Source organism: Phreatobacter sp. GW821-FHT04C01 (assembly GCF_059420385.1).
The window spans coordinates 85,512-111,294 of record NZ_JBWKTP010000001.1 but is presented as its reverse complement, the minus strand read 5'-3'; the positions used below and the strand labels follow the sequence as shown (position 1 = coordinate 111,294).

The 25,783-nt window shown below is 66.0% G+C and carries 25 protein-coding genes; 16 read left to right on the top strand and 9 right to left on the bottom strand.

Annotation, left to right across the window (positions count from 1 at the left end; all coding sequences use genetic code 11):
- Positions 1-310 precede the first annotated feature (310 nt).
- Complete coding sequence (locus AC07WJ_RS00565) at positions 311-1,315, bottom strand: 2-hydroxyacid dehydrogenase (protein ID WP_494932581.1); 1,005 nt, start codon at positions 1,313-1,315, stop codon at positions 311-313.
- Between the two features lie 61 nt (positions 1,316-1,376).
- Positions 1,377-2,165, bottom strand: a complete 789-nt coding sequence (locus tag AC07WJ_RS00560) for a maleate cis-trans isomerase family protein (protein ID WP_494932580.1) — start codon at positions 2,163-2,165, stop codon at positions 1,377-1,379.
- A gap of 185 nt (positions 2,166-2,350) precedes the next feature.
- Between AC07WJ_RS00560 and AC07WJ_RS00555 the strand changes: the two genes are divergently transcribed.
- From AC07WJ_RS00555 to AC07WJ_RS00515, 9 genes are all read left to right on the top strand, one after another.
- The gene (locus tag AC07WJ_RS00555; protein ID WP_494932579.1) at positions 2,351-3,292 is read left to right on the top strand and encodes a LysR substrate-binding domain-containing protein; all 942 of its coding nucleotides are present in this window, start codon (positions 2,351-2,353) and stop codon (positions 3,290-3,292) included.
- Positions 3,293-3,642: 350 nt separating this feature from the next.
- Positions 3,643-4,440 (top strand): transporter substrate-binding domain-containing protein, encoded by a 798-nt coding sequence (locus AC07WJ_RS00550; RefSeq protein WP_494932578.1) that lies wholly within the window; start codon positions 3,643-3,645, stop codon positions 4,438-4,440.
- Positions 4,441-4,527: 87 nt separating this feature from the next.
- Positions 4,528-5,241, top strand: coding sequence for an ABC transporter permease (locus AC07WJ_RS00545; protein WP_494932577.1), 714 nt, complete (start codon positions 4,528-4,530; stop codon positions 5,239-5,241).
- The gene (locus tag AC07WJ_RS00540; protein WP_494932576.1) at positions 5,231-5,920 is read left to right on the top strand and encodes an ABC transporter permease subunit; all 690 of its coding nucleotides are present in this window, start codon (positions 5,231-5,233) and stop codon (positions 5,918-5,920) included. The genes AC07WJ_RS00545 and AC07WJ_RS00540 overlap by 11 nt, the downstream gene beginning before the upstream one ends.
- Before the next feature lie 65 nt (positions 5,921-5,985).
- Positions 5,986-6,747 (top strand): amino acid ABC transporter ATP-binding protein, encoded by a 762-nt coding sequence (locus tag AC07WJ_RS00535; protein WP_494933800.1) that lies wholly within the window; start codon positions 5,986-5,988, stop codon positions 6,745-6,747.
- Between the two features lie 527 nt (positions 6,748-7,274).
- Positions 7,275-8,306 carry an ABC transporter substrate-binding protein gene (locus AC07WJ_RS00530; protein WP_494932575.1) on the top strand — a complete coding sequence of 344 codons (1,032 nt, stop codon included), beginning with the start codon at positions 7,275-7,277 and terminating at the stop codon, positions 8,304-8,306.
- A gap of 72 nt (positions 8,307-8,378) precedes the next feature.
- Positions 8,379-9,233: an ABC transporter permease gene (locus tag AC07WJ_RS00525; protein ID WP_494932574.1), complete on the top strand. Its 855-nt coding sequence runs from the start codon at positions 8,379-8,381 to the stop codon at positions 9,231-9,233.
- Between the two features lie 13 nt (positions 9,234-9,246).
- Positions 9,247-10,038: an ABC transporter permease gene (locus AC07WJ_RS00520; protein ID WP_494932573.1), complete on the top strand. Its 792-nt coding sequence runs from the start codon at positions 9,247-9,249 to the stop codon at positions 10,036-10,038.
- Between the two features lie 19 nt (positions 10,039-10,057).
- The gene (locus AC07WJ_RS00515; RefSeq protein WP_494932572.1) at positions 10,058-11,200 is read left to right on the top strand and encodes an ABC transporter ATP-binding protein; all 1,143 of its coding nucleotides are present in this window, start codon (positions 10,058-10,060) and stop codon (positions 11,198-11,200) included.
- Between the two features lie 11 nt (positions 11,201-11,211).
- On the opposite strand, the gene AC07WJ_RS00510 is transcribed toward AC07WJ_RS00515, so the two are convergent.
- From AC07WJ_RS00510 to AC07WJ_RS00495, 4 genes are all read right to left on the bottom strand, one after another.
- Entirely contained in the window at positions 11,212-12,258 is a 1,047-nt protein-coding gene (locus AC07WJ_RS00510) for an MBL fold metallo-hydrolase (protein ID WP_494932571.1), read from the bottom strand.
- 371 nt (positions 12,259-12,629) lie between these two features.
- The gene (locus AC07WJ_RS00505; RefSeq protein ID WP_494932570.1) at positions 12,630-15,203 is read right to left on the bottom strand and encodes a TonB-dependent receptor; all 2,574 of its coding nucleotides are present in this window, start codon (positions 15,201-15,203) and stop codon (positions 12,630-12,632) included.
- A 129-nt stretch (positions 15,204-15,332) separates the two neighbouring features.
- The gene (locus AC07WJ_RS00500; protein ID WP_494932569.1) at positions 15,333-16,277 is read right to left on the bottom strand and encodes a FecR family protein; all 945 of its coding nucleotides are present in this window, start codon (positions 16,275-16,277) and stop codon (positions 15,333-15,335) included.
- Between the two features lie 63 nt (positions 16,278-16,340).
- Positions 16,341-16,877, bottom strand: coding sequence for an RNA polymerase sigma factor (locus AC07WJ_RS00495; RefSeq protein WP_494932568.1), 537 nt, complete (start codon positions 16,875-16,877; stop codon positions 16,341-16,343).
- 253 nt (positions 16,878-17,130) lie between these two features.
- Here AC07WJ_RS00495 and AC07WJ_RS00490 point away from each other — a divergent pair, with 253 nt between their 5' ends.
- The 5 genes from AC07WJ_RS00490 to AC07WJ_RS00470 all read left to right on the top strand — a co-directional run bounded on the left by AC07WJ_RS00490 (position 17,131) and on the right by AC07WJ_RS00470 (position 21,157).
- Complete coding sequence (locus tag AC07WJ_RS00490) at positions 17,131-17,388, top strand: hypothetical protein (RefSeq protein ID WP_494932567.1); 258 nt, start codon at positions 17,131-17,133, stop codon at positions 17,386-17,388.
- Between the two features lie 380 nt (positions 17,389-17,768).
- Positions 17,769-18,398: a response regulator gene (locus tag AC07WJ_RS00485; RefSeq protein WP_494932566.1), complete on the top strand. Its 630-nt coding sequence runs from the start codon at positions 17,769-17,771 to the stop codon at positions 18,396-18,398.
- A 271-nt stretch (positions 18,399-18,669) separates the two neighbouring features.
- Positions 18,670-18,927 carry a hypothetical protein gene (locus tag AC07WJ_RS00480; protein ID WP_494932565.1) on the top strand — a complete coding sequence of 86 codons (258 nt, stop codon included), beginning with the start codon at positions 18,670-18,672 and terminating at the stop codon, positions 18,925-18,927.
- 443 nt (positions 18,928-19,370) lie between these two features.
- On the top strand, positions 19,371-19,802 hold the full coding sequence (gene rnk / locus AC07WJ_RS00475; protein ID WP_494932564.1) for a nucleoside diphosphate kinase regulator: 432 nt from the start codon (positions 19,371-19,373) through the stop codon (positions 19,800-19,802).
- Between the two features lie 254 nt (positions 19,803-20,056).
- On the top strand, positions 20,057-21,157 hold the full coding sequence (locus AC07WJ_RS00470; RefSeq protein WP_494932563.1) for a DUF2218 domain-containing protein: 1,101 nt from the start codon (positions 20,057-20,059) through the stop codon (positions 21,155-21,157).
- Between the two features lie 56 nt (positions 21,158-21,213).
- On the opposite strand, the gene AC07WJ_RS00465 is transcribed toward AC07WJ_RS00470, so the two are convergent.
- From AC07WJ_RS00465 to cysE, 3 genes are all read right to left on the bottom strand, one after another.
- Positions 21,214-22,314 carry an alkene reductase gene (locus AC07WJ_RS00465; protein WP_494932562.1) on the bottom strand — a complete coding sequence of 367 codons (1,101 nt, stop codon included), beginning with the start codon at positions 22,312-22,314 and terminating at the stop codon, positions 21,214-21,216.
- Between the two features lie 107 nt (positions 22,315-22,421).
- Complete coding sequence (locus AC07WJ_RS00460) at positions 22,422-22,961, bottom strand: cupin domain-containing protein (protein WP_494932561.1); 540 nt, start codon at positions 22,959-22,961, stop codon at positions 22,422-22,424.
- An 81-nt stretch (positions 22,962-23,042) separates the two neighbouring features.
- The gene (gene cysE, locus AC07WJ_RS00455) at positions 23,043-23,900 is read right to left on the bottom strand and encodes a serine O-acetyltransferase (protein WP_494932560.1); all 858 of its coding nucleotides are present in this window, start codon (positions 23,898-23,900) and stop codon (positions 23,043-23,045) included.
- A gap of 424 nt (positions 23,901-24,324) precedes the next feature.
- On the opposite strand from cysE, the gene AC07WJ_RS00450 reads away from it, so the two are divergent.
- Positions 24,325-24,510: a hypothetical protein gene (locus tag AC07WJ_RS00450; RefSeq protein ID WP_494932559.1), complete on the top strand. Its 186-nt coding sequence runs from the start codon at positions 24,325-24,327 to the stop codon at positions 24,508-24,510.
- A 276-nt stretch (positions 24,511-24,786) separates the two neighbouring features.
- On the top strand, positions 24,787-25,743 hold the full coding sequence (locus tag AC07WJ_RS00445) for an aliphatic sulfonate ABC transporter substrate-binding protein (RefSeq protein ID WP_494932558.1): 957 nt from the start codon (positions 24,787-24,789) through the stop codon (positions 25,741-25,743).
- Positions 25,744-25,783 lie beyond the last annotated feature (40 nt).

Below are 25,783 nucleotides of genomic sequence, written 5' to 3'. Positions count from 1 at the left end.
TGATCCCTCGAGGTTCACTCCGCTTGCAGCTTGGGATTGGGGAGCTATCCGATTCGCACAACGCGTTACCCGAGTGCAGGACGTCACCCCCGGCGAGCCAGAGCAGAAGCCCTTGGCTTCTGCGGAGGCGAGGGAAGGCGGTCCAGGGGCCACTTCACCGGCCCCTCAGCGCATGTGTTTAGGCGATTTCGCCACGTCGGAGGAGAGGCCCTGCAAGCCCTGGACCTCCTTCCCCTCGCTACGCTTGGCCGGGGGTGACGTCGAGAACGTCAACGACCGAAGGCCCATATCGGCCTGAGCCCTTCCCGCCTCAATAGCCCCGCTGCGGGTCCACCCGATGGAGCGGCTCGCCGCCGGCGCTGACGCGCCGGATGCTCTCCGCGACATCCCGGGCGGCCGCTTCCGGCACGGTGATGCTGGCCAGATGCGGCGTGATCAGCACGTTTTCCATGGTCCAGAACGGATGCTCGGCCGGCAGTGGCTCGACCCAGAAGACATCCAGCGTCGCGCCGCCGACCTGGCCCGACCGCAGGGCCGCGACCAGAGCCGGCTCGTCGACCACCGGTCCGCGCGAGGCGTTGACGAATTTGGCGCCGCGCGGCAGGGCGTCGAACACCGAGCGGTCGATCAGGCCTTTGGTCTTGGCCGTCAGAGGCATCATGTTGACGAGGATTTCGACCTCGGACAGGAACGCCGCCCGGTCGGTCGTGGCATCGTGGCAGGCGACGCCCTGGATCGTCTTCGGCGCGTGATCGTAACCGCGGACGTCGAAGCCGGCTTCGGCGAGGCCGGTCGCGACGGCCGCGCCGAGATGGCCGAGGCCGAGCACGCCGACCTTGATCCGGTTGAGCGGACGGGGATGGATATAACGCCACTCGCCACGGCGCTGCGCCTGCTCGAAGCTCGGGATGTCGCGGGCATAACGGATCACCGCGAACAGCACGTAGCTGCGCATCAGGGCGACCATGCCGGGATCGGAGAGCCTCGAGATCGGAACGTCGGGCAGGTCGGTCCGCCCGACCAGCGAATCGATGCCGGCGCCCAGATTGACCACCTGGGCCAGGTTGCGGAACGGCGCGAAAAAGCCCGGGAAGGGTTTCCAGGCCAGGACGTGCCGGATGTCCTCGGGATTGCCGACATCAGGATAGACCCGGAAATCGAGCCCCGGAAGATTGGCGCGCAACGCCTCGCCCCAGGTCTCGGGATCGTCGAACTCGCTGTAGAACAGCACGGCGCCATGGTTTGACCGGGCCGGTTCGCCGGCGCCGCCGGCCTTGGCGCCAGGGGCGGCGCCAGCATCTGTCTGTTCGGTCATGTCGGACCCTGTCGGCACGGCTTGAAGGAGGAGGCCGGCTGCCGGGCGCCGGCCCGTGGCGTCACGCGGTCACGTCGCGCATCAGGCGGCCGAAGCCGGGCCTTGCGCCCTTGACCCCGGTCAGTTTCAGGCTGTGCCAGAACGAGGCCTGGATCGCCGAGATCACCGGCTTGCCGAGCGCGGTCTCCAGGGCCTCGATCGCGCCGGCGGTGCGGAAATTCGTGCAGCTGACGAAGACGGCGCTGGCATCGGCATGATCGACCGATTTGACGAGGTCATAGACCTGTTCGAGCGAGACCTCGGCGAGCGCCGTGTCCTTGTCGATGCCGAGATTGCGGTGGCGCAGCACCTTGTGGCCGTTCTCTTCCAGGAAGCGGATGGCGCGCTGGTGGATTTCGTCGACATAGGGGGTGGCCAGCACCACTGGTCCGGCCTTGATCTCGGCGAGCGCCGCGAGGCTGGCGGTGGACGCGGTATTGATCTTCTTGCCCGGGGCCCAGGTCTTCAGCTTCGCGGTCAGCGCATGGTCATAGGCCGTGCCGTGCAGGAACGACGCACTGGTTCCGCCAAAACACAGGAGGTCGATCGGCGCCGAGCCGAGCAGGCGCGCCGCCTCCTCGAGCTGCGGCGCGTTCATCATCTCCTCGATGCCCTCGACGGTGACCTTGGGCAGCTTGATGCGGGTGGTGTGGATCGACACGCCTTCGGCCGCCATCGCCCACATCTCGGATTCCATCACCACGCTGGAGGCCATGAAGATCAGTCCGATGCGGGCGAGCGATCCATTGCCGTCATAGCGAAACCGCGGCCGGTCCTCGTGCTGCGCGGCTGCTTGTGCCTGGGGTGTCATGAGCGAGAATTCCCTGTCGTTTTTGGTCGGCGCCGGTGGTGTGGCGCCAAATGGATGCAACCGCCGGTAAGCGATCCGGAACGTGCGGGTTCCGGAGCTTCGGGAGCCTGTTTCAACGCCGATATTGATCCCGCCGCTTGCATCGGTAAAATAATTTTATCTGCGGATCTAAATAGGAAAAGCTGATGCAGATATCGCTGCGCATGCTGCATTACGTCGTCACGACAGCCGAGGCGGGCAGCATCAGCGGCGGCGCCAAACTGCTCAACATTTCCCAGCCGTCGATTTCCGCCGCGATCGCCCAGGTCGAGGCCCGGCTCGGCGTCCCCTTGTTCGTTCGCCACCATGCGCGCGGCATGACGACGACGGCGGCCGGCCGGCATTTCGTCAACGAGGCGCGGCTCCTGCTCAGCCATGCGCGCGATTTCACCCGAAGCGCGGAATCGCTCGGCGCCGACCTCTCGGGCGATATCGCGATCGGCAGTTTCGTGACGCTCGCCGCGCGCTTCATGCCCGGCCTCCTGGCCGAATTCGCGCGCCGCATGCCGGGGATCTCGGTCAGCCTGGAAGAAGGCAACCAGCAGGAGATCATGGACGGGCTGACCAGCGGGCGGCTCGAGCTCGCGCTGGCCTATGCCTATGCGGTGCCTGACGAAATCCTTGGCGAACGGCTGGCCGAATTGCCGCCCCACATCCTCGTGTCGGCGGATCACCGCCTGGCCGGACGCACCGAGATCAGCCTCAAGGAGGTCGCCGGCGAGCCGTTCATCCTGCTCGACCTGCCGTTTTCGCGGGACTATTTCTTCAATCTGTTCCTGGCCTGCGGAGCCGAGCCACGGATCGCCTATCGCTCGCGCTCGCCCGAGCTGATCCGCGGCCTGGTCGCCCATGGCCAGGGCTATACCATCCATAATGCGCTGCCGGGCCGGGACCTGAGCTATGACGGCAGGCGCATTTCCGCGCTGGCCATTTCCGAGCGCCCGGCTCCGGTGCACGTGGTCGCCCTGCGCCTGCGCCGGCAGAACATGCGGCCGGCGGTCCGGCTGTTCGCCGATTTCATGGCTGAGGCTTTCGCGCCGGGCGGTCTTTTCGGCCTCCCGTTCCGAAGGCCTGTGCCGCCGGCTTAAGCCATCTTGCCGGCATCGGATGGCGTCTCCCGTCGTGCGAGGGAATAATTGCCGCTTCCATAACCAGCCGAAAGCGCTGCTCGCAGAAATTGTGTGCAATCATAATTCTATTGTAGACATTAAAAATAACCTGGTATACGCTCCTGACAAATGACGATGCCGCGACCTTGGGAAAGCCTGGGTGAGACGGCGTCGCGGGGCCATAGGGGCCGTGCACCCCGGTCGGGTTTCCGGCCAGCGGATGCCGCCAACTGACGATGTCGCATCGAAGGCCGACGAGGCCCGAAGGAGCTGCTCGACGAGCGGCCCGGGATCCGTCGTGCGTTTTTCAGGCAGAGGGAGGGAGAGACATGATTCAGGGCGTTCGAGGGTTTCTGCGAGGACTGGCCGTCGTCGCGCTCGCCACCGGCGTGAGCTGGTCGGCCTCGGCGGAAAAGCTGGTGCTCGGCAATGAGGGCAGCTACCCGCCCTTCAGCATGGTCGATCCCAGCGGGCGATTGACCGGGCTCGAACCGGAGCTGGCGCGTGAAATGTGCCGGCGGATGAATGTCGAATGCGAAATCGTCGTGATGGATTTCAAGGCGCTCATTCCGGCGCTGCTGCAGAGCAAGCTCGACGCGGTGGTCAGCCAGACCAAGCCCTTGCCCGAACGTCTGGCCAAGGTGCTGTTCGGCCGGCCGGTGCTGTTCAATCCGGATTCCTATGTGGTGCGCTCCGGCCGGACCTATGCCTTTACCCGCGAAGGACTGCGGGGCGTGCGCATGGGCCTGCAGCGCGGCTCGGCCCAGGCGAAATATGTCACCGAGCAGTTCGGCAATGCCGTCGAGGTCGTCTATTACGACAATCCCGATCAGATCCGCCTCGACCTGCAGGCCGGACGCCTCGACATGACGCTCGGGCCCAAGATCAGCTGGACCAATGAATTCCTGACCAAACCCGCCGGCCAGGGCTGGGAATTCGCCGGCGGCGATCTGTGGACCGGCGGCGGCGAGCAGGGTTCGAGCTGGCTCGCGCGCAAGGAAAGCACGGCGCTGATGGAGCGGATGAACGCGACGCTCGGCACGATCATCGCCGACTGCACCTTCACCCGGCTGCGCCGGCAATTCATGACCGTGGAATTGCTGCCGGAAGAGGCCGCCTGCCGGTAGGACGCCGGCGGCCGCGGCACCGCTGGCCGCGGCCCGGCCAAGGCCGGCACGCCATAGGTTTCAGTTCCCCACAACATGGTGATCCCGATGCCTTTGATGGGCTTCGTGCAGCAGCTCGGCATGGGCGCGCTGGTGACCATCCAGGTCGCCGTGCTCGCCTATTTGCTGGCCCTGCTGATCGGCACTCTCTTCGCGCTCGCCACGCTCAAGCGCAGGCTGGTGCTCGGAGCCATCTGGCAGGTCTATGCCTCGATCTTCACCGGGGTGCCGTCGCTGCTGGTCGCCTTCCTGTTCTATTACGCGGGGTCGGGCATGATCGGCAGCCTGTTCGGGCTCGCCGGCCTGCAGGTCAAGGTCGAGGTCAGCCCGTTCATGGCCGCGGTCGTGGCGCTCGGCCTGGTCTATGGCGCCTATCTCGCCGATCTCATCAGAAGCGCCATCCTGAATGTCCCGCCGGGGCAATTCGAAGCGGCCAAGGCCCTGCGCATCCCGCGCCTGTCGACCTGGTTCCAGGTGATCCTGCCGCAGGTCCTGCGGCTCGCCCTGCCAGGCATGACCAACATGTGGATCGTCGTCCTGAAAGACACCGCCTTGATCTCGCTGATCGGGCTGAAGGAAATCATGGCCTATGCACGGCTCGCCTCCGGCGTCACCAAGGAGCCCTTCGTCTATTACATGCTCGCCTCGGCCTTTTTCCTCGCCATGACCGGGCTGACCTATTTCACCGCCCAGCGCATCGAAAAATGGGCGAACCGCGGCGTGAAGCCCGTCGCAGCGTCGGGGGCAGCCCGTGCATTATGATGTAGCGCTTGCCTGGCAGAGCCTGCCGACGCTGCTCGCGGGAACGGCGACGACCTTCATCGTCCTGCTGCCGGTCCTCGTCCTCGGCTTGCTGCTGTCGATCCCGATCGCCCTGGCCCGATTGAAGCCGGGCGCCGGCGGCATCGCCGCGGCCGCCTATATCGGGTTCTTCCGCGGCGTTCCGAGCCTCGTCCTGCTCTATCTCATCTATAGCGGCCTGCCGCAGTTTTCGGTGATCCGCGACACCTTCCTGTGGGTCCTGTTCTCCAATGCCTATGTCTGTGCCTGGCTCGGCCTGACTTTGACCCATTCGGGCTACATGGCCGAAATCGTCCGGGGCGGGCTCGCCGCGGTGCCGGCCGGCACCATCGAGGCGGCGGGTGCGCTCGGCCTCACGCCGCGCCAGACGCTCTTGCGGCTGCGCCTGCCGATGGCCGCCCGCTATGTGCTCAGGGCCTATCAGAACGAGCTGCTGATCATGATCAAGAGCACCTCGGCGGTCAGCGCCATCACCATTGTCGACCTCACCGCCGCCGCCAACACGGTGTTCGACTACACCTATGACCCCTTCACGCCCCTGGTCACGGCGGCGGCGATCTACTGGTCGATCATCAATGTCATGCGGCTGGCCTTCAACGCCGCCGACCGCCGGCTCAATCGTCATCTCGTCAGGCAATGACCGGCGTCCGCCTTCGGACCGGCCAGGCCGTGGAAAGTCGCCGTCCCATGGATACAGGCATGTTGATGAAATCAGGCACGACCGACGGGGATGCCGCGCCGATGGCCATTTCGGTCCGCGCCCTGAACAAATATTACGGGCCGTTCCACGCCCTGCGCGATATCAGCTTCGAGGTCGCCAACGGCGAAATCCTGGTGCTCTGCGGCCCCTCGGGCTCCGGCAAATCGAGCCTCATCCGCTGCCTCAACCATCTCGAACAGCACAGTTCCGGCACGATCCACGTCAACGGCATCGCGCTGGTCGACAAGCCGGCGAGCATCGCCCGGGTCCGGCGCGAGCTCGGCATGGTGTTTCAGAACTTCAACCTGTTTCCGCACATGACCGTGCTGGCCAACTGCACCTTCGCGCTGAAACTGGCGCTGCGCATGCCCGGCGCGCAGGCCGACGAGGTCGCGCGCGAATATCTCCAGAAGGTCAACGTGCTCGATCAGGCCGGGAAATATCCCGGCGAGCTCTCCGGCGGGCAGCAGCAACGGGTGGCGATTGCCCGCGCGCTCTGCCTTCAGCCGCGCATCATGCTGTTCGACGAGCCGACCTCGGCGCTCGACCCGGAATCGGTCGGCTCGGTCCTGCGCATCATGGAGGACCTGGCATCGACCGGCATCACCATGGTCTGCGTCACCCATGAACTCGGCTTCGCGCGCCGCGTCTCGCATCGCTGCATCTTCATGGAAAAGGGCGAGATCGTCGAAGAGGCGCCGACGGCGCGGTTCTTCGCCAGCCCCGCCAGCCCGCGCCTGCAGGCCTTCCTGGCGCAGGTGCTGTAGCCTGCGGCCAGCCCGGCCGCCACCGGTTCCGCCGGCCTGACCACGCCATGGCCGGCAAGCCCGTCGCGTCGCGGTTTTGGGCCGGCGGCCGCGGTGTGCGCCCAGGCCAGCCCGCTCAGCTCCGGGGATCTGCCATTCAGCCATGCGCGCTACTCCCGTCGACGTGGCGAAGGCCGGTCTCGCGAACCCGCGCGCGAGCTATCCGCCCGGATTGCCTGTGCCGACGGGAGCGCGTGGCCTTTTTCGACAACCGCAAACCGGTGCCTCTGCTGGCCACGGCCGAAGGCCGGGCCGCGGCCTCGGCGTGACCGAATGGTTTCTGGGTATGCAGTAGATTCGATCGAGAATACATCTTTGACGATATTGCATACAACAAGAGCGCCGTGCTACGGTTTCACCCGAGGGCGGACGCTGCCGCCGAAACGCCGCCGGCCGAGAATGCGCGGCGGCGCGCCAAAAAGATGCGGAGGCCGACGCTGGGAGGGGAAACCCGTGACCTTGCGCGGAACCAACACCAGGGGAAGACAATGCCGACACGCAGACAATGCCTGATGGCCGCCGCCGCCGTGCTGGCCAGCCCGAACATTGCGACGGCGCAGGCGCGCCGGATCGTCGTCAGCATCTGGGGCGGCAACTGGCGCGACGGCGCCAAGGAGGCCATCGCCACCGAATTCACCAAGCGCGCGGGCCTGCAGGTCGACTTCATCACCGGCGGCACCATGGACCGGCTGACCAAGGCGAAGGTCGCGGCCGGACGGCCCGAGGCCGACCTGACGCTGACCACCAGCCACGTCGCCCATCTCTACGTCGCCGACAAGCTGTTCCAGCCGCTCGACACCCAGAAGGTTCCCAATCTGAAGGACGCCTATGGGTCCGCCTTGCGCAGCCCCTTCCATGTCGGGCTCTATTCCTACGTCTTCACCCCGGCATTCCGCACCGACCTGATGCCGGCCGGCTTCTCGCTGGCCAGCTGGAGCGACCTCTGGGGCGAGCCGGTGAAAGGCAAGCTCGGCCTGCCCGATTTCGACCCGAGCCACATCATCATCGTCGCGGCCCTGCTGTCGGGCGGCGATGCCAGGAACTGGCAGAAGGGCGTGCCGCTCCTGGAGCGGCTGAAACCCAGCATCAAGGCCTTCTACCAGTCGGACGCGACCTCGCAGGAGCTGATGAAGACCGGCGAGACCCCGGTCCAGGTCATCCTGTCGATCAATGCCTATCACCAGATGAAGCTCGGCATTCCGATCAAGCTGGTGGTGCCCAAGGAAGGCGGCGTCGTCGGCATCGACGCGATCGGCATCAATGCCGGCACGCGCATGGCGGATGCCGCGCATGAATTCATCAACACCGCGCTCGATCCCGACGTCCAGTCGAAGCTCTGCGACATCTACCGGTGCTCGCCGATGACCGGCAAGGCGCATATCAGCGCCGAGTTGGCGGCGCTGCCCGGCATCGTCACCACCGAGGACCAGTTGAAGAAACATATCCTGGTCGACGACGAGATTCGCGCCAAGCTGCTGCCCGAATGGAAGTCCTGGTTCACCGAAAACATGACCCGCTGACGGGATTTGCCGGCCAAACGCAGATCCGCTTCGCCCGGCTCGAGGGCGGAGCGGCAGACAAGGCGCCGTTCGATGACAGATCGTCAAATCTGGTGGTTCTTCGTAACCCCCTGCATTCTCGTGGGCCTGGCGGTGGTCGCCTCGCTTGCCAGCGTGTTTCAGTACAGCTTCCGCGAATTCGTCCCGGGCTCGCTCAATACCGGCGGCTTCACCCTGGACAATTTCGCCCGCATCGGCCGCCCGCTCTATTTCTGGGTGATCCTCGACACCTTCCTGATCAGCTTCCTGACCGCGGTGTTCTGCCTGCTGCTGAGCTATCCGGTCGCCTATGCGCTGGTCCGCACGCGGCAGGAATGGCTCCGGACCCTGCTGGTCATCCTGGCGATCACGCCGCTGTTCACCGGCGAAATCGTGCGCACCTATGCCTGGATGCTGGTGCTCGGCACCGAGGGTTTCATCAATTCCGGCCTCCTGGCGCTCGGGCTGATCTCGAAACCGTTCCAGTTCATGTACACCAAGCTCGGCGTCGTCGTCGCGCTGGTGCATTTCTCCATGCCGGTGATGATCATCCTGCTGGCCACCGCCATCGGGCACGTCAACCGCGACTATGAGAAGGCCGCCGCCAATCTCGGCGCGGCCCCGCTCACCGTGTTCTGGCGCGTCACGGTGCCGCTCACCATGCCCGGCATCATCGCGGGAACGGTGGTGATCTTCGCCTGGACGATGAGCGCCTTCGCCACGCCGCAGCTGATCGGCGGCGGCAAGGTCCTGATGATCTCCAACCTGGTCTACCTGCAGGGCCTGTCGTCATTCAATTTCCCGCTGGCCGCCGTGCTGAGCGTGGTCGCCTTCATCGCCGCGGTCGGCAGCCTGGCCGTCATTCAACCGTTCGTGTCGCGCCTCGAGCGCCGCGTGGCGCAGCAATAGGGAGGGATCGGCCGTGCAAAAGACGCTGTTCTGGATCCTGGTCACGGCGATCCTGGTGTTTCTGACGATGCCGGCGGTGGTCGTCATCATGACCTCGGTCAATCCGACCGAAGTGCTGAAATTCCCGCCGCAGGGCTTTTCCCTGCGCTGGTACGAACGCGCCTTCGCTTATGAGGATTTCCGGACCTCGTTCTACAACGGCATCATCGTCACGGTATTCGCCTCGACGCTGGCTTCGCTGGTCGGCATCGCCGCGGCCTATGTGACCAACCGCTTTGCCTTCATCGGCCGGAACCTGCTGGATTTCGTCCTGTCCTCGCCGCTGATCATTCCGCGCTTCACCACCGGCTTCGGTTTCCTGCTGCTCGGCTCGATGCTCGACCTGACCAATGGCTATGCCATCGTCATCCTGACCCACGCCGTCCTGGTGCTGCCCTTCGTCACCCGCAGCGTCTATGTGAGCCTTGCCAATATCGATACCTCGCTGGAACGCGCCGCCGCCAATCTGGGGGCTTCGCCCGTCAACGTCCTGCGCAAGATCACGCTGCCGCTGCTGGTCCCGGGCATTGTCGGCGGCTGGATCGTCGCCGCGATCCTGTCGTTCACCGAATTCACCGCATCGCTCTACGTCACCAGCTACGCGACCCAGACGCTGCCGGTGGCGATGTACACCTATGTTCGCGAATATACCGACCCGACCATCGCCGCGATTTCGTCGATCCTGATCATTTCGACGACGCTCGGGATGTTCTTCGTCGACAAGGTCCTGGGATTGAAGCGCGTTCTTGCGATCGAGTCGCACTGAAGAAGACGGGAGAAGCAACGTGACCGATCAGGCCGCCCTGCCGAAGAAGCAACCCGAAAACGCCGTCGAGATCAACAATGTCGCCAAGCGCTACGGCGCGGTGACCGCCGTCAAGCAGGTGTCGCTGTCGATCCGGCGCGGCGAATTCCTGACCTTGCTGGGGCCGAGCGGTTGCGGCAAGACCACGCTGCTCAACATGATCGCCGGTTTCGAGGCGGCGTCCTCGGGGCAGATCAACATTGACGGCCGCGACGTCACCAATGTGCCGCCGCACCTGCGCGACACCGGCATGGTGTTTCAGAACTACGCGCTGTTTCCGCATATGAGCGTGTTCGACAACGTCGCCTTCGGCCTGCGCATGCGCAAGCTCGACCGGCAGACCATCACGCGCGATGTCGAGCGTGCCCTCGACATGGTCAAGCTGTCGGGCATGGGCGAACGCCGGGTCAAGCAATTGTCGGGCGGCCAGCAGCAGCGCATCGCGCTGGCGCGCGCCATTGCCTTCGGCCCGCGCGTGCTGCTGCTCGACGAGCCCCTGTCGGCGCTCGACAAGAACCTGCGCACGCAAATGCAGTTCGAACTGAAGGAACTGCACGAAAAGACCGGGCTGACGACGATCTTCGTCACCCATGACCAGGGCGAGGCGCTCAGCATGTCGGATCGCATCGTGGTCATGAGCCGCGGCGAGATCCAGCAGATCTCGGCGCCGCTGGAGCTCTACAGCCGGCCGGCAAACGGTTTCGTCGCCTCGTTCATCGGCGAGATCAACCGCCTGCCGGTGGCCCGGCTGCGGCGCCAGGGCACGTCCATGTCATTCGGCTTCCCGGGATCGCTGACCCTGACCGCCGAAGGGTTGTCCGGCGTGATGCCCAACGACGACGAGGATGTCCGCGTCTTCGTCCGGCCGGAAAACATCGCGATCGCCGACGCGTCGAGGCCGCGGGCCAATGTGGTCCCGGCCAAGGTCATCTCGCATATCTACCAGGGCACGCACACCATCACCCGGGTCGAGGCCGATGGCCTCGGGCCGATCGAAATGCGTGTCGCCGGTGGCCAGATCATCGATGAACGGCCGGCGGGATCGATGGTCGAGATCGTGCTGTCGCTCGATCACGCCGTGGTTCTCAAGGCCAATGAGGCGAGCCTGGAGGCCGCCGCCTGATCGGGCACGGCTCAGCCGGCGGTGAAATATTCGACGCCGCCACGCTTGCCGTCGCGCACCAGCTCACCCTGGTTCAGCGTGTAATTGACGTGCGCCAGCACTTCGCTGAAGGCGAAGCTCGTCTGGTGCGCGTCGAGCTTGCGCGGAAAGATGATCGGGATCAGGTCGGCGGCCGAGCGCGGCGCTTCGCGACAGGCCTCCAGCAGCGCCGAACAGCGCGACTCGTGATGCGCGATGAGCTGCGTGCTGCGCACGTGAATGCCGTAGAACGGCAGCTGGTGGCCCGGCAGCACCAGCGTGTCCTCGGGGATCTCTGAGCGCAGCCGCCGCAGCGACCTGATGAACAGCCCGAGCGGATCGCCATGCGGGTCGACCGCCCAGACGCTGACATTGGGCGAAATCTTGGCCAGCACCTGGTCGGCGACGAACAGGATCTTGTCGGCCGGCGAATGCAGCATGACCTGCTCGGCGGCATGGCCGTCGCCGACCAGGACCGAGAACGTCCGGCCGCCAATGGTGATGGTGTCGCCGCCGACGATGCGCAGGAAGGTGCCGGGCAGATTGGCGACCATATGGAGATATTCATTGCCCTGGGTGGCGACCAGCTCGGTCAGTTCGGCGCCGAGCCCGTGGCTCAGATAGAAGTCCCGGTAGAGCTTGGCATCGAGCGCATTGGGGCTGAGCGATATGTTGAGGCAGCTGAGATAGGAGGTCTGGCTGGTGACCAGCGGGATCTCGAAGCGCTCGGCGAGCCATCCCGCCAGGCCAATATGGTCGGGATGGAAATGGGTGACGATCAGGCGGGTCAGGCGCCGGCCCTTCAGCGGGCCCGCAACCAGCGCTTCCCAGGCGGCGCGGGTCACCGCGTCGTCGATGCCGGTGTCGAGCACCGCCCAGCCGTCGCCATCCTCGATCAGATAGATGTTCACGTGATCGAGCCGGAACGGCAAGGGCAGCCGCGTCCAGAGAATGCCCGGCGCGACCTCGATGACCTGGCCCGATTCAGGTGGGGTCAGGATCGGATAGATCATGTCGCTGTCGGTGGGCGCGGCGGACATTCGAAAGGCTCTCGGGTTGGATTATGTGACGAATTTGCGGATCAATTGAAAAATTGACGGTTCGAGGCTCTTCCCTAGGCGCGCGAGGCGATGATGTCCACGCGCCAGGGGTTCGTCGTTTTTAATAGTCTCGCCTGGCCGCGCCGCCGGAGCGGGCAGGGGCCGATGCCGCAGATTATGTCATTCGACCATATCCGCCAGACCCCCATCCGGCGGGCATCGCCCGGCCCACGGCATGGTTCGCGGTCGTTTGGACAGAGCCCGAGAGCAGAGCGCGACCGGGCAGGGAGCGGGGCGCGTGCCGCGGCCGCGCGCCTCGTCCTTAAGCCGCCGGGACCGCGCGATGGGGCCCCGGCCTTCGGCGCGATCGCTCAGAAGCGCGCTTCGATGCCGGCCTTCACCGTGCGCCCCGGCGACGGGACGGACGAGATCGTCAGCGGTTCGAGGTAATAGCGGTCGAAAATATTGGACGCGCTGACGTTCAGCTTGAGATTCTCGCTGATCTTGTAGCTGCCGAACAGATCGACCACCGTGCTGGCCGGCCAGACGGTCGCCGGGATGAACGCGCCCGGCGCCGACCCCGCGCGTTCGCCGGCGAAGGTGACCCGGGTGCCGAGGACAAGTGCCTCGTCGAACAGGCGCGCGCCCAGCGTGACGCTGCCGGAATATCTCGGCGGAATGTAATTGGCGCCATAGTCGGTGCCGATGCCGAGGCCGGTACAGGGCTGGCCGGCCGCGCAATATTTGATGTTGGTGTAGAGATTGAAGGCAGCCTGCACGAAGATCAGGCCGGCGTCATAGCTGCCGGAGATCTCGTAGCCTTCGAATTTCGCCTTTTCGATATTCCCCCAGATATAGCTGAAGCGAAATTGCGGGTCGCGCAGCCGGACGATGTAATTGTCGTAATTGTTGTTGAAATAGGCGATCTTCAGCCGCAGCCGGTCATTGTCGGTCAAAATCCCGTTGCGCGAGACATTGGCGCCGAACTCGACATTGCGCGCCTCTTCGGGTTTCAGGTTCGGATTGGGTCCGAGAATGGCGCCCGGACCGCCCAGCAGGAAGGTCGTTTCGCGCAGGCTCGGCGGGCGCCAGCCCTGGCTATATTGGCCGAAGACCTGCAGCCCCTGCCAGGGCTCGATGGTGATGCTGGCGGTCGGATTGAGGCGCCCGGCGCTCTGATGGGCGGTTTCGATCTGCGACAGCGGCCGGTCCTTGCCGTCGAGGCTGTAATAGTCGTAGCGCAGGCCGCCGGCCAGGGTCAGCCAGTCGGTGGGCTTCAGGCTCGCCCGGCTGAACGGGCCGCCGGTGAAGCGCGTGCCGCCCGGGTCGGCGCCATTATAGAGCCAGCCGACGCCCGGGTAATTGCGCATGCCGAAATCCAGGCCATAGGCGGCCTCGCGCGTCAGCTGGACGCCATAATCGAGGTCGAGCCGGCCGAACGGCGTGCGGAACTGCGAGCGGTTCCAGACCTCGCTGCCAAGCGTCTGGATCGGCAGGATGCCGCTCAGGTCGTTCAGCACGGTGCCGGCGGAATAGCGGTCGCTCTTGTAATCGGTGAACCAGAGATTGGCGCGCAGGTTCAGATAGGGATTGTCGCCGGGATCATAGGCGTAGCGCAGCGTGAACGTGTTGGTCGCGGTCTTGCTGAGGTTATATTGCCGGGCGACGAACCAGTTGCTGTAGACGAGATCGATGTCGTTGATCTCGCCGCGCCGGTTCTCGTAATGGGTGAAGCCGAATTCCAGGGACTGGCCCTCGCCGAAGATCAGCTTGGCCTTGGTCAGGATCGACAGCGAATCCTCCGAGGTGTTGAACACCTCTTGGCCCGGCCGGATCGGCGAGAGCGGCACCTGGGTCGGTCCCGAAAACGGCGGATAGCTGGTGAAGGTCGTCGCACCGGTCGTGCCGGCGAAATAATTGCCGGACCGGCGGCGCGACACCGCGGTCAGGAACTCGTAGCGGTCGGTCATGACCGCGGCGGCCAGGCTGCCGTTGAAGGAGGCGCCGTTGAAGAAGCCGTCGCGATCGGTGCGCACCGAGGTCGAGCCGATGGCGGGCGCCACCGTATTGGTGCCGAGCCCGGCGATCAGGCGGGCGCCATAGGTCTGGCCGGGCCGGACGATGTCGCGCGCCTCCAGCGTGCGCATATTGACCACGCCGCCCATGGCGCCGGAACCGTAGGGGCCGTCGCTCGGCCCCTTGATGATGTCGATTCCGGCGATCAGGTCGGGATCGATATAGACGCTGCTGGTCTGGCCGCGATAGCCGATATATTGCGAGCCGCTCTGCTGCGTGCCGTCGACCAGCGTCGCCACCCGGTTCATGCCCTGCAGGCCGCGAATGTTCAGGTTGAGGCCCGAACCGGTCCGGCCGCCGGCGGAGATGACGCCGGGGGTCTCGCGGAACATGTCGCCGAGCGAGGTGGGCGGGACACGCTGGATCTGCTCGCGCGAGATATGGGCCGACGAGCCCGGGGTCTGAAACGGTTCGTCCGCCGCCGAGGGGCCGCGGCCGCCCGAGACGTCGATCGTATCCAGGGCGATGGCCCCGTCGGGGGTGGCGCCGGCGGCCGCGCCGGCCGCGCCGACAATGGTGACCGCATTGACGCCGGCCGAGCGTGCCGACAGGCCGGTCCCGGCCAGCACGGCGGACAGGGCCTGGGCCGGCGTCAGGTTTCCCTGCGCGCCCCGCGTCGCCTTGCCGGTCGCCAATCTGGCGTCGAACAGGATCTGCAGGCCGGTCTGGACGGCCAGGCGATTGAGCGCCGGCGTCAGCGGGCCGGCGGGCACGGCAATGGCGCGCGCGGCCATCGGGGCGGTCGTCCTCGTCTGGGCGCCGGCCGGCGCAAGGCCCGACATCGCCAGCATCGTGCCGGTCAGCAGGGCGAGACGCAGATGCCCCGTATGATGCGCTCGCCCGCGCATCGCTCCTTCACTCGTCACCATCAATGCCCCCAGCAGCGACGTTCAAGGCGTCGCGTCTCGATCCGCGATGCGGCCCTGAATGGGCCGCTCACTGGGGTGACGAACGAGGGTCCGGGTCGAGGACTCGCGGCGCCCGGAAAATGTGGGCGGTCAGCCGCGCAGCAGGATCAGCGGGCCGAGCCGGAGCGACGATATGCCCAGGCTCTGCTCCAGGAAGGCCAGCGCGGCGGCGGTATCGACGATGGCGAAGCTGCCGCTGACGCGCCGTTCGGCCAGCGCGGCGCTGGTGATCACGATGCGGCCGCGGAAATGCCGGCCGATTTCGGCGACGACCTCGGCCACGGTCGCGTTGTCGACGACGAGCTGGCCGCGGCGCCAGGCAAGGGTCGCGAGCATGTCGGCGGGCCGGATCTCGCCGATGGTCCCGTCGGGCCGGTAGGCCGCGCGCTGGCCCTCCTCCAGCCGCACCATCGGCCCGGATGCGGTCAGCGTGACCGCATGTTCGGTGACGGTGACATCGGTCGCGTCATCGCCGAGGCGGACGTCGAAGGCCGTGCCGAGCGCGGTGATGCGACCGCCCCGCGCGGCGACGACGAATGGCCGGCCGATGTCCCGGGCGACCTGGAAGAAGGCCTCGCCGCGCAGCAAGGTCACGGTCCGCGCCGTGGCGGTGAAGTCATAGGCCACCGCCGAGGACGCGTTGAGCTGCAGGGTCGACCCATCGGCCAGCGTGATGACCGGCATCTCGCCGGTGCCCGACATGGCGTCGGCGCGCAGCCGCATGGGGCCGTCGGCGAGCAGGAACAGGCTGCCGGCAAGCCCGATCGCCAGGGCCGAAAGAATCACCGGGCCGACCCGCCGTCCGCCGGCCTCGACCTCGAAGTCCCGCAGCGCGGGATCGGTCAGGATGGCGCCGCGCGCCTCGCCCATCATGCGCTCGGCGGCCTCATAGGCGGCCTTGTTGCCGGCATCGCCGTTCAGCCAGGCCAGGAAGGCGGCATCGGTCGTCCGGCCCGATTCCTGGTTGCGCAGGAACCAGTCGGCCGCCTGCCTGTGGCGCCGCTGCCGTGTCCGCGCTGTTTCCCTGGCCGTCATCGCGGCTCCCGACCGACATGTCTCGTCAACAAGGAGACGAATGAGCCCCTCGCCGGAGGACTCCTAATCCATCTGGAACAGACGATCGAGGCAATGGGCCAGCGCCCGCCGCAAATGGCGGTCGACCATGTTTCGGGAAATGCCGAGGCGCCGGGCGATCTCGTCCGGCGTCATCCGATGCAGACGGTGAAGGATGAACACCGCGCGCCGGCGGGCGGGCAGTTCGCCGATGGCGTCGCGCAGTGCGATCAGGCGCGCTTCGACCTCAAGGCCATGGTCCGGCGCGGCGGTATCGGCCGCGACGGTCAGCGCTTCGGTTTCCGTGCCGGAGAACAGCCGTTCCTCGAAGCGGGTCCGGCGCAGCCGGTCGATCGCCAGATTGATCGCCGCGCGGCAAAGAAAGGCGCCGATCGATCGTTTGCCTTTCAGCACATCGGGCTGTTCGGCCAGTTTGATATAGAGGTCATGCACCACGTCCGACGCGGTCGACCGGGAATGGCCGCGCCGCCGCACGGCGGCTTTGATCTCGGCATAATGCGCCTCGATCGCACGGTTCAGCAGGTCGTCGTCGGCAAGGCTGACGGAATCGGCCACGTTCATGAGCTCGGAACCGGAATGACCGGGGCATTTACACCGGAGAAGATTATGGACGCAACATCAATAGCTTAGAGGTTTTCTAGAGTATCGGTGCAAGCCGGTCGCCCGCAGGCGGCGGCGTCGGTCGCCGCAAGGCTTCTCAGGAGATCCCCTGCCGCCTGCTCAGGAATATTCTCAGCCGGTCTCGGGTATCGCCTGATCGATGCGAACCGGTTTCAGAGCTTCATTGGTCGTGCCAACCCCAAAGGAGGACCACATGGCTCGTCTCGCTCTCAGGTCTCTGTCTTCGCTCGCGCTCGGATCCGTCGGAGCCGTCATGCTGTTCGCCGGCAGCGCCAACGCGCAGTCGGCAACGGTGCCGAACCGGTCGAATGCCGTGATCCAGTCCAAATGCATGCATGACGTCGTCGACGCGGTTCCCGGTTCGCGTGAGGATACCGGCGTCGCCGAAAGCCGCACCATGCTGTACCAATCCTGCGTTGCCAATGGCGGCACGATCCCCGGCCGACGCTGACAAGACGCCGCCGGAATCGCTGTTGCGAGCCGACGGGCGTCCAGCCCTGCGGTGCCCGGCCATCGGAGACCTCCCAACTGGAGGCCGCCACGAGGCGGCTTCCCCTTGTTCGGCCGAACCGGCGGCTTCGGACACGGACCGGCCCCGGCCGGGTTCGTGCCATGACAGAGTGCCGGCGACACAGGCGGCCGGGCTTGGGCGCCGTCGAACCCGATGCCGCCATGCGGTTGCTACATCGATGAGGGCGCGCGGCTCTCACGGTCTGTCCGGATCGGCGCGCGTGGCGTGCCCCTGACACCGGCCGAGGCGGACGCGGCCCCGGCAAACGGCAGCCCGGTCGGCAACGACGAGCCATTTGCGTCGCGGGTAGGAGCATCGTCATGGCGCGGGTACTCTTGGCCGAAGACCACGAGATTGTTCGTCGCGGCATCCGAAGCCTGCTCGAATCGCGCGGCAGCTGGGACATTTGCGCGGAGGCCGCCGACGGCCTCGAAGCCGTGCGCCTAGCGATCCAGGAAAAGCCCGATATCGCCATCATCGACTATTCCTTGCCCGGGCTGAACGGCCTGGAAGTGGTGAAGCAGGTCCGCAAGGTCCTGCCGCGGATCCAGATCCTGATGTTCACCCAGCATGACAGCGAAGACCTCATGCGCGACGTCCTGCGCGCCGGCGTCCGCAGCTTCCTGCTGAAGAGCGAGGCCGACGAGCATCTGCTCCAGGCGGTCAGCGCCCTGTCGATGTCACGCCCCTATTTCACCGACCGTGTGTCCGAAGCCATGCTGGCGAGCTTCATCGGCGGCCCCGCATCCGTGGCGCACCTGACCAGCCGTGAACGCGAGACCGTGCAACTCATCGCCGAGGGCGCCAGCAACAAGCGCATCGCCACCCAGCTCGGCGTCAGCGTCAAGACGGTGGAAACCCATCGGGCGACCGCGATGCGCAAGCTTGGCGCGAAATCCATGGCGGATCTCATCCGTTATGCGGTGCGCAACAAGCTGGTCGAATTCTAGGCTTTCGACCGCCCGGCGCCATTCGCCCCCCGCGGCCGCGCCGCGCGCCGGCGCCATGTCCGCCCCGCCCCCCTGTCATTGCCGATCCCGGCTCCATGGCCGGCTCCGGACCGAATGGCGGATGGGATGCCCGACAATTTCCGGTGCCGGTCCTCGGGTCATTACCTGAGGCCGCCTGGGTATTTATTGCTAGCGGAGCTCAGGTATTGCCTGATCGAAGTCCGTTCCATTCCAGCGCTTCATGAGGTCGCCACGCCAAGAGGAGGACCAAATGGCTCGCCCAACCTTCAAGTCCCTGATGACCATCGCAGCCCTGTCGACCGGCGCCGTCCTGATCTTCGTCAGCACTGCCGACGCCCAGTCACGCTCGGCAAGGCAGCGGAACAATCCGCAGGTGATTTCCAAGTGCATGCACGATGTCGTCGACGCGGTGCCCGGCGACCGCAACGACCAGGGCATCTCGCGCACCCGCGCCGCGATGTACCAGTCCTGTGTGCGCAACGGCGGCTCGATTCCGGGCCGGCGCTGATCGATCCTCTCCGAGGGTCCGGGTGGCGAATTTCGCACCTCCCTTCAATTGTTCCGCGCAGAGCCTATCGAAGGCCGCCGAAAGGCGGCCTTCCTTCTGTCCGGCGGCCGTTTCCGGCCGCGCCGTCCGTGCCCCCCGCCGATGGTTGTCCGGCCCGGGCCAGGGGCCGATTGCAGCCAGACTTGACAAACGCGGCGGACACGCCAGATTCAACGCCATGAAACATCTGTTCGCCGCTGACCGAGACGCTTCCCTTCGGGCGAAGCTCATGCTGGGCGCCTAGCCCCGGCTCGGCGTGCGTGCGCCCCGAGACGGGGCGCGGTTTCATATCCCGCACGACAAATCCGCTCGAATTCCGCCCTTGCGCGAAGCGAGCCGAGGTCGACTGCCGCCGGCGTCCCGCCGCGGCGCCCTCAATCATATTCCCCCCAAAGGTTTTGACCATGAACACATCCACACCGACCCCCCATACCCAGGCCCTGCCCCCGATCGTCGTCAGCGAGTTCGACCATCAGCGGCTGTCGGCGCTCGCCAATGATGCGCTCAATCGCTCGCCGGCGGTCGCCGAGGCGCTGCTGACCGAACTCGACCGCGCCCGCATCGTCGCGCCGGACGCGCTGCCGCGCGATGCGATCGGCATGCACTCGACGGTGGAGTTCACCTCCCATGGCGGCCAGCAGCGGCGCGTGCAGCTCGTCTTTCCGGCCGAGGCCGATATTGCCGAAGGCAAGGTTTCGGTCATGACGCCGCTTGGCGCCGCTCTTATCGGCCTTTCGCCGGGACAGTCCTTCGAATGGGTCGGGCCGGGCGGCCACCCCAACCGGCTGACGGTCATCAGCGTCGCGCACGACGCCGATCGGCCCGTCTCCGCCTGAGCCGGCTGCCGGGCCGGGTATCATCGGTCCGTGCAGGCATCGGCCGGCACGGATCGTAATTGGCCTCGTCATTTCATGTCATCGACCCGATCATTCAGAATAGTATTATTCCAAAGTAATGACTTGGTGATTTCGAATTGAAATCATTCCAGAAGATAGCCGTTGAACGCTGTTTTTGACTTCGCTATGCGCCTTGATGACAGCAACGGGAGTGCCTGACGAACAGCGCACTGGTTGCGACATCGGAGTGCATCATGGCCATTCTCATTTCGGAAGCCCGGGTCAGAACGCTCGCGGCCGAGGCTCATATCGCCGCGCTCTGCGCCGATATCGCCAAGTTCGACCTGTTCACCGCGACCTGCGACGCCCGGACCGGCCGCGCCGAATTGCCCTGGGGCCTCGCCACCATGCGCGCCGAGGCCGACAGCCTGCTGATGCGCGCCGAGGCGCGCGACGAAGAGGCGCTTTCCACGCTCAAATTCGTCCTGGCCGAGCGGCTGACCGAACTTGCGGCCGCGGAAAAGCCGGAGATCGTCTGGACCGGCGACGGCTGCGGCGGCACGGTCCTGCCGAGCTTCCGCGAAATGCGGGTGAAGGGCTGGGCCGATGTGACGCCGCATGTCAGGCGCATTACCTTTTCCGGCACGGATCTCGGCCGGTACGATTCGCCGAGCCTGCATATCCGGCTGTTGATCCCGCCGGCCGGACTGGAGGCGCCGGAATGGCCGGTGCCCGGCCGCGACGGTCGTCCGGCCTGGCCGCCGGAAGGCCGCAGGCCAAGCTCGCGCACCTATACCGTGCGCCGCGTCGATGCCGCCGCCGGCGAACTCGACGTCGATTTCGTCATGCATGGCGACGAGGGCGTGGCTTCGGCCTGGGCGGCGCGGGTGCAGCCGGGCCAGGTGGTCGGCATGCTCGGGCCGGGCGGCAGCCGCTTGCAGCCCGCCGACTGGCATCTCTTCGCCGGCGACGAGACGGCGCTTCCGGCCATGGCGCGGCTGCTCGAAGGCCTGCCCGGGACGGCACGCGGCATCGCCTTCATCGAGGTCGAAGACGGCCGCGACGAGCAGCCGATCGCCTGCAAGGCGGCGATCGACATCGTCTGGCTGCACCGCAATGGCGTGGCGCCCGGCCAGTCGCCGGCGCTGGAGCAGCGTGTCAAAGCGGTCGAATGGCCGCAGCAGGGCACATGTTTCGGCTGGCTCGGCGCCGAGGCCGCCACCGTCAAGGCGATCCGGCGCTATTGGCGCCAGGATCTCGGCCTCGAGCGTAGCCAGCATCTGGCCGTCGCCTATTGGCGTCAGGGCAAGAGCGAAGGCGAGGCGCGTGCCGAGCCCGCCGGCGACGACACCTGAGCGCCGCGGGCCTGCGATGAGCGCGGCAGGCCGTGCCGCGCTCATCGCCCGGACAGTTACTCGGCGGCTTCGGTCAGTGCCGGGTAGTCGGTATAGCCTTTGGCGTCGCCGCCATAGAGCGTGGCCCGTTCGACCTCGTTCAGCGGCGCACCGACGCGCAGCCGCTCCGGCAGGTCCGGATTGGCGATGAAGGCCTTGCCGAAGGCAATGGCATCGGCCCGGCCCTCGGCGATCGCCTCGATGGCGAGCTCGCGGGTATAGCCGTTATTGGCAATATAGGCGCCGGGGAAGGCCTTGCGGAGCGCGGCATAGTCGAACGGCGCATTGTCGCGCGGGCCGCCGGTGGCGCCCTCGACGACATGGATGAAGCCGATGCCGCGCTTGCCGAGCTCCTTGACCAGGTGGCCGTAGACTTCGGCCGGATCGCTGGTCGAGGCATCATTGGCCGGGCTGACCGGTGACAGGCGAATGCCGACGCGCTCCCGAGGAAAGGCCTTCAGCACGGCGTCGACCACTTCGAGCGGGAAGCGCACGCGGTTTTCGATCGAGCCGCCATATTGGTCGGTGCGCTTGTTGGTGCCGTCCTTGATGAACTGTTCGATCAGATAGCCGTTGGCGCCGTGCAGCTCGATGCCGTCGAAGCCGGCGCGCCGCGCATTGTCGGCGGCCTTGGCGAAGTCGGCGACGACATCGGCGATCTCCGCGGTTTCCAGCGCGCGCGGCGCCGACGTTTCGGCGAAGCCGGTTTCGATATAGGTCTTCGACTTGGCGGTGATCGCCGAGGGGGCTACCGGGGCCGCCTCGCCGGCCTGCAGCGAAACATGCGAGATGCGTCCGACATGCCAGAGCTGGGCGAAGATCCGGCCGCCGGCGGCGTGGACGGCGTCGGTCACGGCGCGCCAGCCCGCGACCTGTTCATCGCTATAGAGGCCGGGGGTCCAGACATAACCCTGGCCCTGGCGGGAGACCTGGGTTCCCTCGCTGATGATCAGACCGGCGGAGGCGCGCTGCACGTAATATTCGACATTGAGCCGGTTCGGCGCATCGATCCCGGGCGTCGCCCGGTTGCGGGTCAGTGGCGCCATGACCAGGCGGTTCGGCAGGGTCAGGTCGCCGATCTTGAACGGCGTGAACAAAGCGCTGGCGTCATGACTCATTGGGAAACCTGTCGTCGGTTGGAGGCCGCGGCCAAGGCGGCCGGGCGGTATCTGGAGCTGGGGACATAGGGGTCGCTATTGCGCCGCACCAATGCGGGGAGCGCAGGTCAGCCCCGATGGATCGGGTCGATCCAGAGTACGTTTTCGGGTTTCTCGACCGGCTCGATCTCCAGATTGACCGCGATCGCTTCGCCGTCCGAGCGCACCAGCACGCATTCGAGCGGCTCGTCCGGACTGGCATTGATCTCCTGGTGCGGCACATAGGGCGGCACGAAGATGAAATCGCCGGGCCCCGCCTCGGCGACGAATTGCAGATTTTCGCCCCAGCGCATGCGGGCGCGGCCGCGCACCACATAGATGACGCTCTCCAGGTGGCCGTGGTGATGCGCGCCGGTCTTGGCATCCGGCTGGATCGTCACCGTGCCGGCCCACAGCTTCTGAGCGCCGACCCGGGCGAAATTGATCGCCGCGGCGCGATTCATGCCCGGCGTCGACGGCACATTGGTGTCGAGCTGATCGCCCGGAATGACCCGGACGCCGTCGTGTTTCCAGCGGTCGTCGTGGCCGTGGTCGTGAGAATGGCCGTGCTCGTGCTCTTGCTCGTGCTGGTGGGCGCCATGGCTATGGCGAGGGTCTTGGCCGCACATCGGCGAATGATCCTTGATGATGTCCAATGGCGACAGCCCCGCGTGTCACGCGGGTCCAGGCCTTGTGACGCTTGGCGCGGCTCAGATCACATAGACGAAGGATTCATAGGCCTCGCGGCTGAGAATCTGGTCCATCGAGCGGGCCGGTTCGGCGCATCCGGCCGATCCGACCGGTTTTGCCGGCACACCTGCGACCGTCGTGTTCGGCGCCACCGCGTGCAGCACCACCGAGCCGGCGGCAACCCGCGCGCAGCGGCCGATCTCGATATTGCCGAGGATCTTGGCGCCGGCGCCGATCAGCACGCCGCGCCGGACCTTGGGGTGCCGGTCGCCGGTCTCCTTGCCGGTGCCGCCGAGCGTCACGTCCTGCAGGATCGAGACATCGTCCTCGATGACCGCGGTCTCGCCGACCACCAGGCCGGTCGCATGGTCGAGAAAGATGCCGCGGCCGATCGGCACCGCCGGATTGATGTCGACCTGGAACACTTCGGACGAGCGGCTCTGCAGATAGAGCGCGAAGTCACGGCGTCCCTGACCGAACAGCCAATGGGCCAGACGATGGGTCTGAATGGCATGGAAGCCTTTGAAGAACAGCACGGGATCGGCGAGCCGGCTCGCCGCCGGGTCGCGATCGATCACCGCCGCCGCGTCCGCCCGCATGGCGGTGCCGATGGCGTGGGAATGTTTGAAGGCCTCGGTGAAGGCATCCAGCAGGATGTCGGCGGGAATATCGGCATTGGCCAGCCGCGCCGAAATCCGCCGGGCGACCGCATCCTCGAAGGATTTGGCGTGGCCGATGGTGCGGAGCATCAAGGTCGCGAGCTCGGGATTGCCGGCGGCGATCTGGTCGGCCTCGGCGCGCAGCCGATGCCACGCGGCATCCGCCGTGTCGCTCGGCAGCCTGATGACGGAACCCGAAGCGGGATGTGTTTTGGCCATGAGCGAAACGCTGCCTGTTGCCGTGATCACCAGCCGGGAGGGAACACCCGCGGGGCTGCCGAGATCAAGTCAAATCCTGGTGGTAAAACAATCATCTCGTCGGGCGACCGATGGCAGAAGAAAGCAATCGTGAATATCTCGCGTCAAAGAAAATCCATCTCTGGAGAAAATCGCCGAGAACTGTTTTTCCATCATCCGGCGGCAATTGCACGATGCGGTTCTCTCGCCGCCCGAACATTCGGAACATGGTTCCAATTGACTGAGGCGCGGGTTGCATCGAGCATCGGGTACGTTTTGTTCCCCTCCGCCGCGCAGCCTCCGGGAGAGCGACCATCATGGCCTGGATCAGAAAAGCCCTTGATCACTATTATGGCCGGCTCGCGGATCTGGACCGGATTTCGCCCCCTTTTCCCTGGGGCTGGTATTGACCGGCGGTCCCCGGCCGCCAGCGCTTCAAGCGGAGCCCGATCCGGATCGGCCGGCGCGTCCGGCGACCGACGATGTCAGGCCCGAGGCGCTGAGCGCCCGGGACATCGGCGCGCGCTCCGACCTGCCTCTGGTGCTGCTTCGGCATGATCGCGACGAGGTGCTGTCGATCGCCTCGGTTTGATCCGGGTGTCGGCGCCGAACGCCGAGCCGCCTCTCTTCGAATATCGGGCGAAAGGCCGTCTTTCCCTATCTCGGCCGTATTGGAGCATCGCGACAGCGCCTCCCTTGCGGTTCGCGAACAATAAATCCCTCGGTAGAAATAAATATTGCCCGGCCTTTTCATTGAAGATCAACGTTCTCGTAGTCGCGAAAAAATGGAAAGATCAGACGAATTGACTTGAAGTCTCGATCATTCCCATCGTTGGGCCGGAATATTGGCTCGATGGAAACCGCGATCATGCAGCGCAGGACTTTTCTGGCGACGACCGTATCGGCTCTTGTCGCCGCCCCGGCCCTGGCTCAGACCGGGCAGGCCGCGCTGCCGCGGGAATTGCGCATCGGCTTCCAGAAGAGCGGCGTGCTGTTGATCGCCAAGCATCAGGGACTGTTCGAGAGGCACTTCGGACCTCTGGGCGTGGAGGTCAAATGGACCGAGTTCCAGTTCGGCCCGCCTTTGCTGGAGGCGTTGAATGTCGGATCGATCGACTACGGCCCGACCGGCGATGCCCCGCCGATCTTCGCCCAGGCGGCCCGCGCCAATCTCTATTACGCCGCCGCCAATGAATCGACCGGCAATGGCGCGGCGATCCTGCTGCCGGCGGGTTCGCTGATCGGCACGCTCGGCGAGCTCAAGGGCAAGCGCATCGGCTTCGCCAGGGCCTCCAGCGCGCACAACCTGACGATTGCGGCGATCGAGAAGGCCGGCATCGCCTATGGCGATTTCACCCCGGTCTATCTTGCCCCGGCGGATGCACGCGCCGCCTTCGAGCGCGGCGCCATCGACGCCTGGACCATCTGGGACCCCTATTTCGCCATTGCCGAGAAGATCCCAGGGACACGGATCCTGTCCCTGTCCAAAGGCATCGTCGCGCAGAACTCCTATTTCCTGTCCAACCGGGGCTTTACCGATCGCCATCCGACGGTTGTCGCCGCGATCAACGCCGAGCTCGCCAAGGTCGCCGCCTGGGCCGAGGGGCATCGCGGCGAGGTCGCGACCTTGCTCGCCCAGGCGACCGGGCTCGACCGCGACTCCTGGCAACGCGCCATCGACCGGACCGAATTCGGCGTCGGGCCGGTGACCGAGACGGTCATCGCCGAGCAGCAGCGCGTCGCCGACCGGTTTCGCCGTCTCGGCCTGATCCCGCGGCCGGTCAATGTCCGCGACATCGTCTGGACCTGGGCTCCCAAGACCTGATCCGGGGCTCCAAGACCCTGCTCCGCAACCGCCCAGGCCA

Excerpts from the sequence above, each read along its gene's own strand:
- AC07WJ_RS00565 (WP_494932581.1), bottom strand. The coding sequence starts at position 1,315 with ATGACCGAACAGACAGATGCTGGCGCCGCCCCTGGCGCCAAGGCCGGC.
- AC07WJ_RS00560 (WP_494932580.1), bottom strand. The coding sequence starts at position 2,165 with ATGACACCCCAGGCACAAGCAGCCGCGCAGCACGAGGACCGGCCGCGG.
- AC07WJ_RS00555 (WP_494932579.1), top strand. The coding sequence starts at position 2,351 with ATGCAGATATCGCTGCGCATGCTGCATTACGTCGTCACGACAGCCGAG.
- AC07WJ_RS00550 (WP_494932578.1), top strand. The coding sequence starts at position 3,643 with ATGATTCAGGGCGTTCGAGGGTTTCTGCGAGGACTGGCCGTCGTCGCG.
- AC07WJ_RS00545 (WP_494932577.1), top strand. The coding sequence starts at position 4,528 with ATGCCTTTGATGGGCTTCGTGCAGCAGCTCGGCATGGGCGCGCTGGTG.
- AC07WJ_RS00535 (WP_494933800.1), top strand. The coding sequence starts at position 5,986 with ATGAAATCAGGCACGACCGACGGGGATGCCGCGCCGATGGCCATTTCG.
- AC07WJ_RS00530 (WP_494932575.1), top strand. The coding sequence starts at position 7,275 with ATGCCGACACGCAGACAATGCCTGATGGCCGCCGCCGCCGTGCTGGCC.
- AC07WJ_RS00525 (WP_494932574.1), top strand. The coding sequence starts at position 8,379 with ATGACAGATCGTCAAATCTGGTGGTTCTTCGTAACCCCCTGCATTCTC.
- AC07WJ_RS00510 (WP_494932571.1), bottom strand. The coding sequence starts at position 12,258 with ATGTCCGCCGCGCCCACCGACAGCGACATGATCTATCCGATCCTGACC.
- AC07WJ_RS00505 (WP_494932570.1), bottom strand. The coding sequence starts at position 15,203 with ATGGTGACGAGTGAAGGAGCGATGCGCGGGCGAGCGCATCATACGGGG.
- AC07WJ_RS00500 (WP_494932569.1), bottom strand. The coding sequence starts at position 16,277 with ATGACGGCCAGGGAAACAGCGCGGACACGGCAGCGGCGCCACAGGCAG.
- AC07WJ_RS00495 (WP_494932568.1), bottom strand. The coding sequence starts at position 16,877 with ATGAACGTGGCCGATTCCGTCAGCCTTGCCGACGACGACCTGCTGAAC.
- AC07WJ_RS00490 (WP_494932567.1), top strand. The coding sequence starts at position 17,131 with ATGGCTCGTCTCGCTCTCAGGTCTCTGTCTTCGCTCGCGCTCGGATCC.
- AC07WJ_RS00485 (WP_494932566.1), top strand. The coding sequence starts at position 17,769 with ATGGCGCGGGTACTCTTGGCCGAAGACCACGAGATTGTTCGTCGCGGC.
- AC07WJ_RS00480 (WP_494932565.1), top strand. The coding sequence starts at position 18,670 with ATGGCTCGCCCAACCTTCAAGTCCCTGATGACCATCGCAGCCCTGTCG.
- rnk (WP_494932564.1), top strand. The coding sequence starts at position 19,371 with ATGAACACATCCACACCGACCCCCCATACCCAGGCCCTGCCCCCGATC.
- AC07WJ_RS00470 (WP_494932563.1), top strand. The coding sequence starts at position 20,057 with ATGGCCATTCTCATTTCGGAAGCCCGGGTCAGAACGCTCGCGGCCGAG.
- AC07WJ_RS00465 (WP_494932562.1), bottom strand. The coding sequence starts at position 22,314 with ATGAGTCATGACGCCAGCGCTTTGTTCACGCCGTTCAAGATCGGCGAC.
- AC07WJ_RS00460 (WP_494932561.1), bottom strand. The coding sequence starts at position 22,961 with ATGTGCGGCCAAGACCCTCGCCATAGCCATGGCGCCCACCAGCACGAG.
- cysE (WP_494932560.1), bottom strand. The coding sequence starts at position 23,900 with ATGGCCAAAACACATCCCGCTTCGGGTTCCGTCATCAGGCTGCCGAGC.
- AC07WJ_RS00445 (WP_494932558.1), top strand. The coding sequence starts at position 24,787 with ATGCAGCGCAGGACTTTTCTGGCGACGACCGTATCGGCTCTTGTCGCC.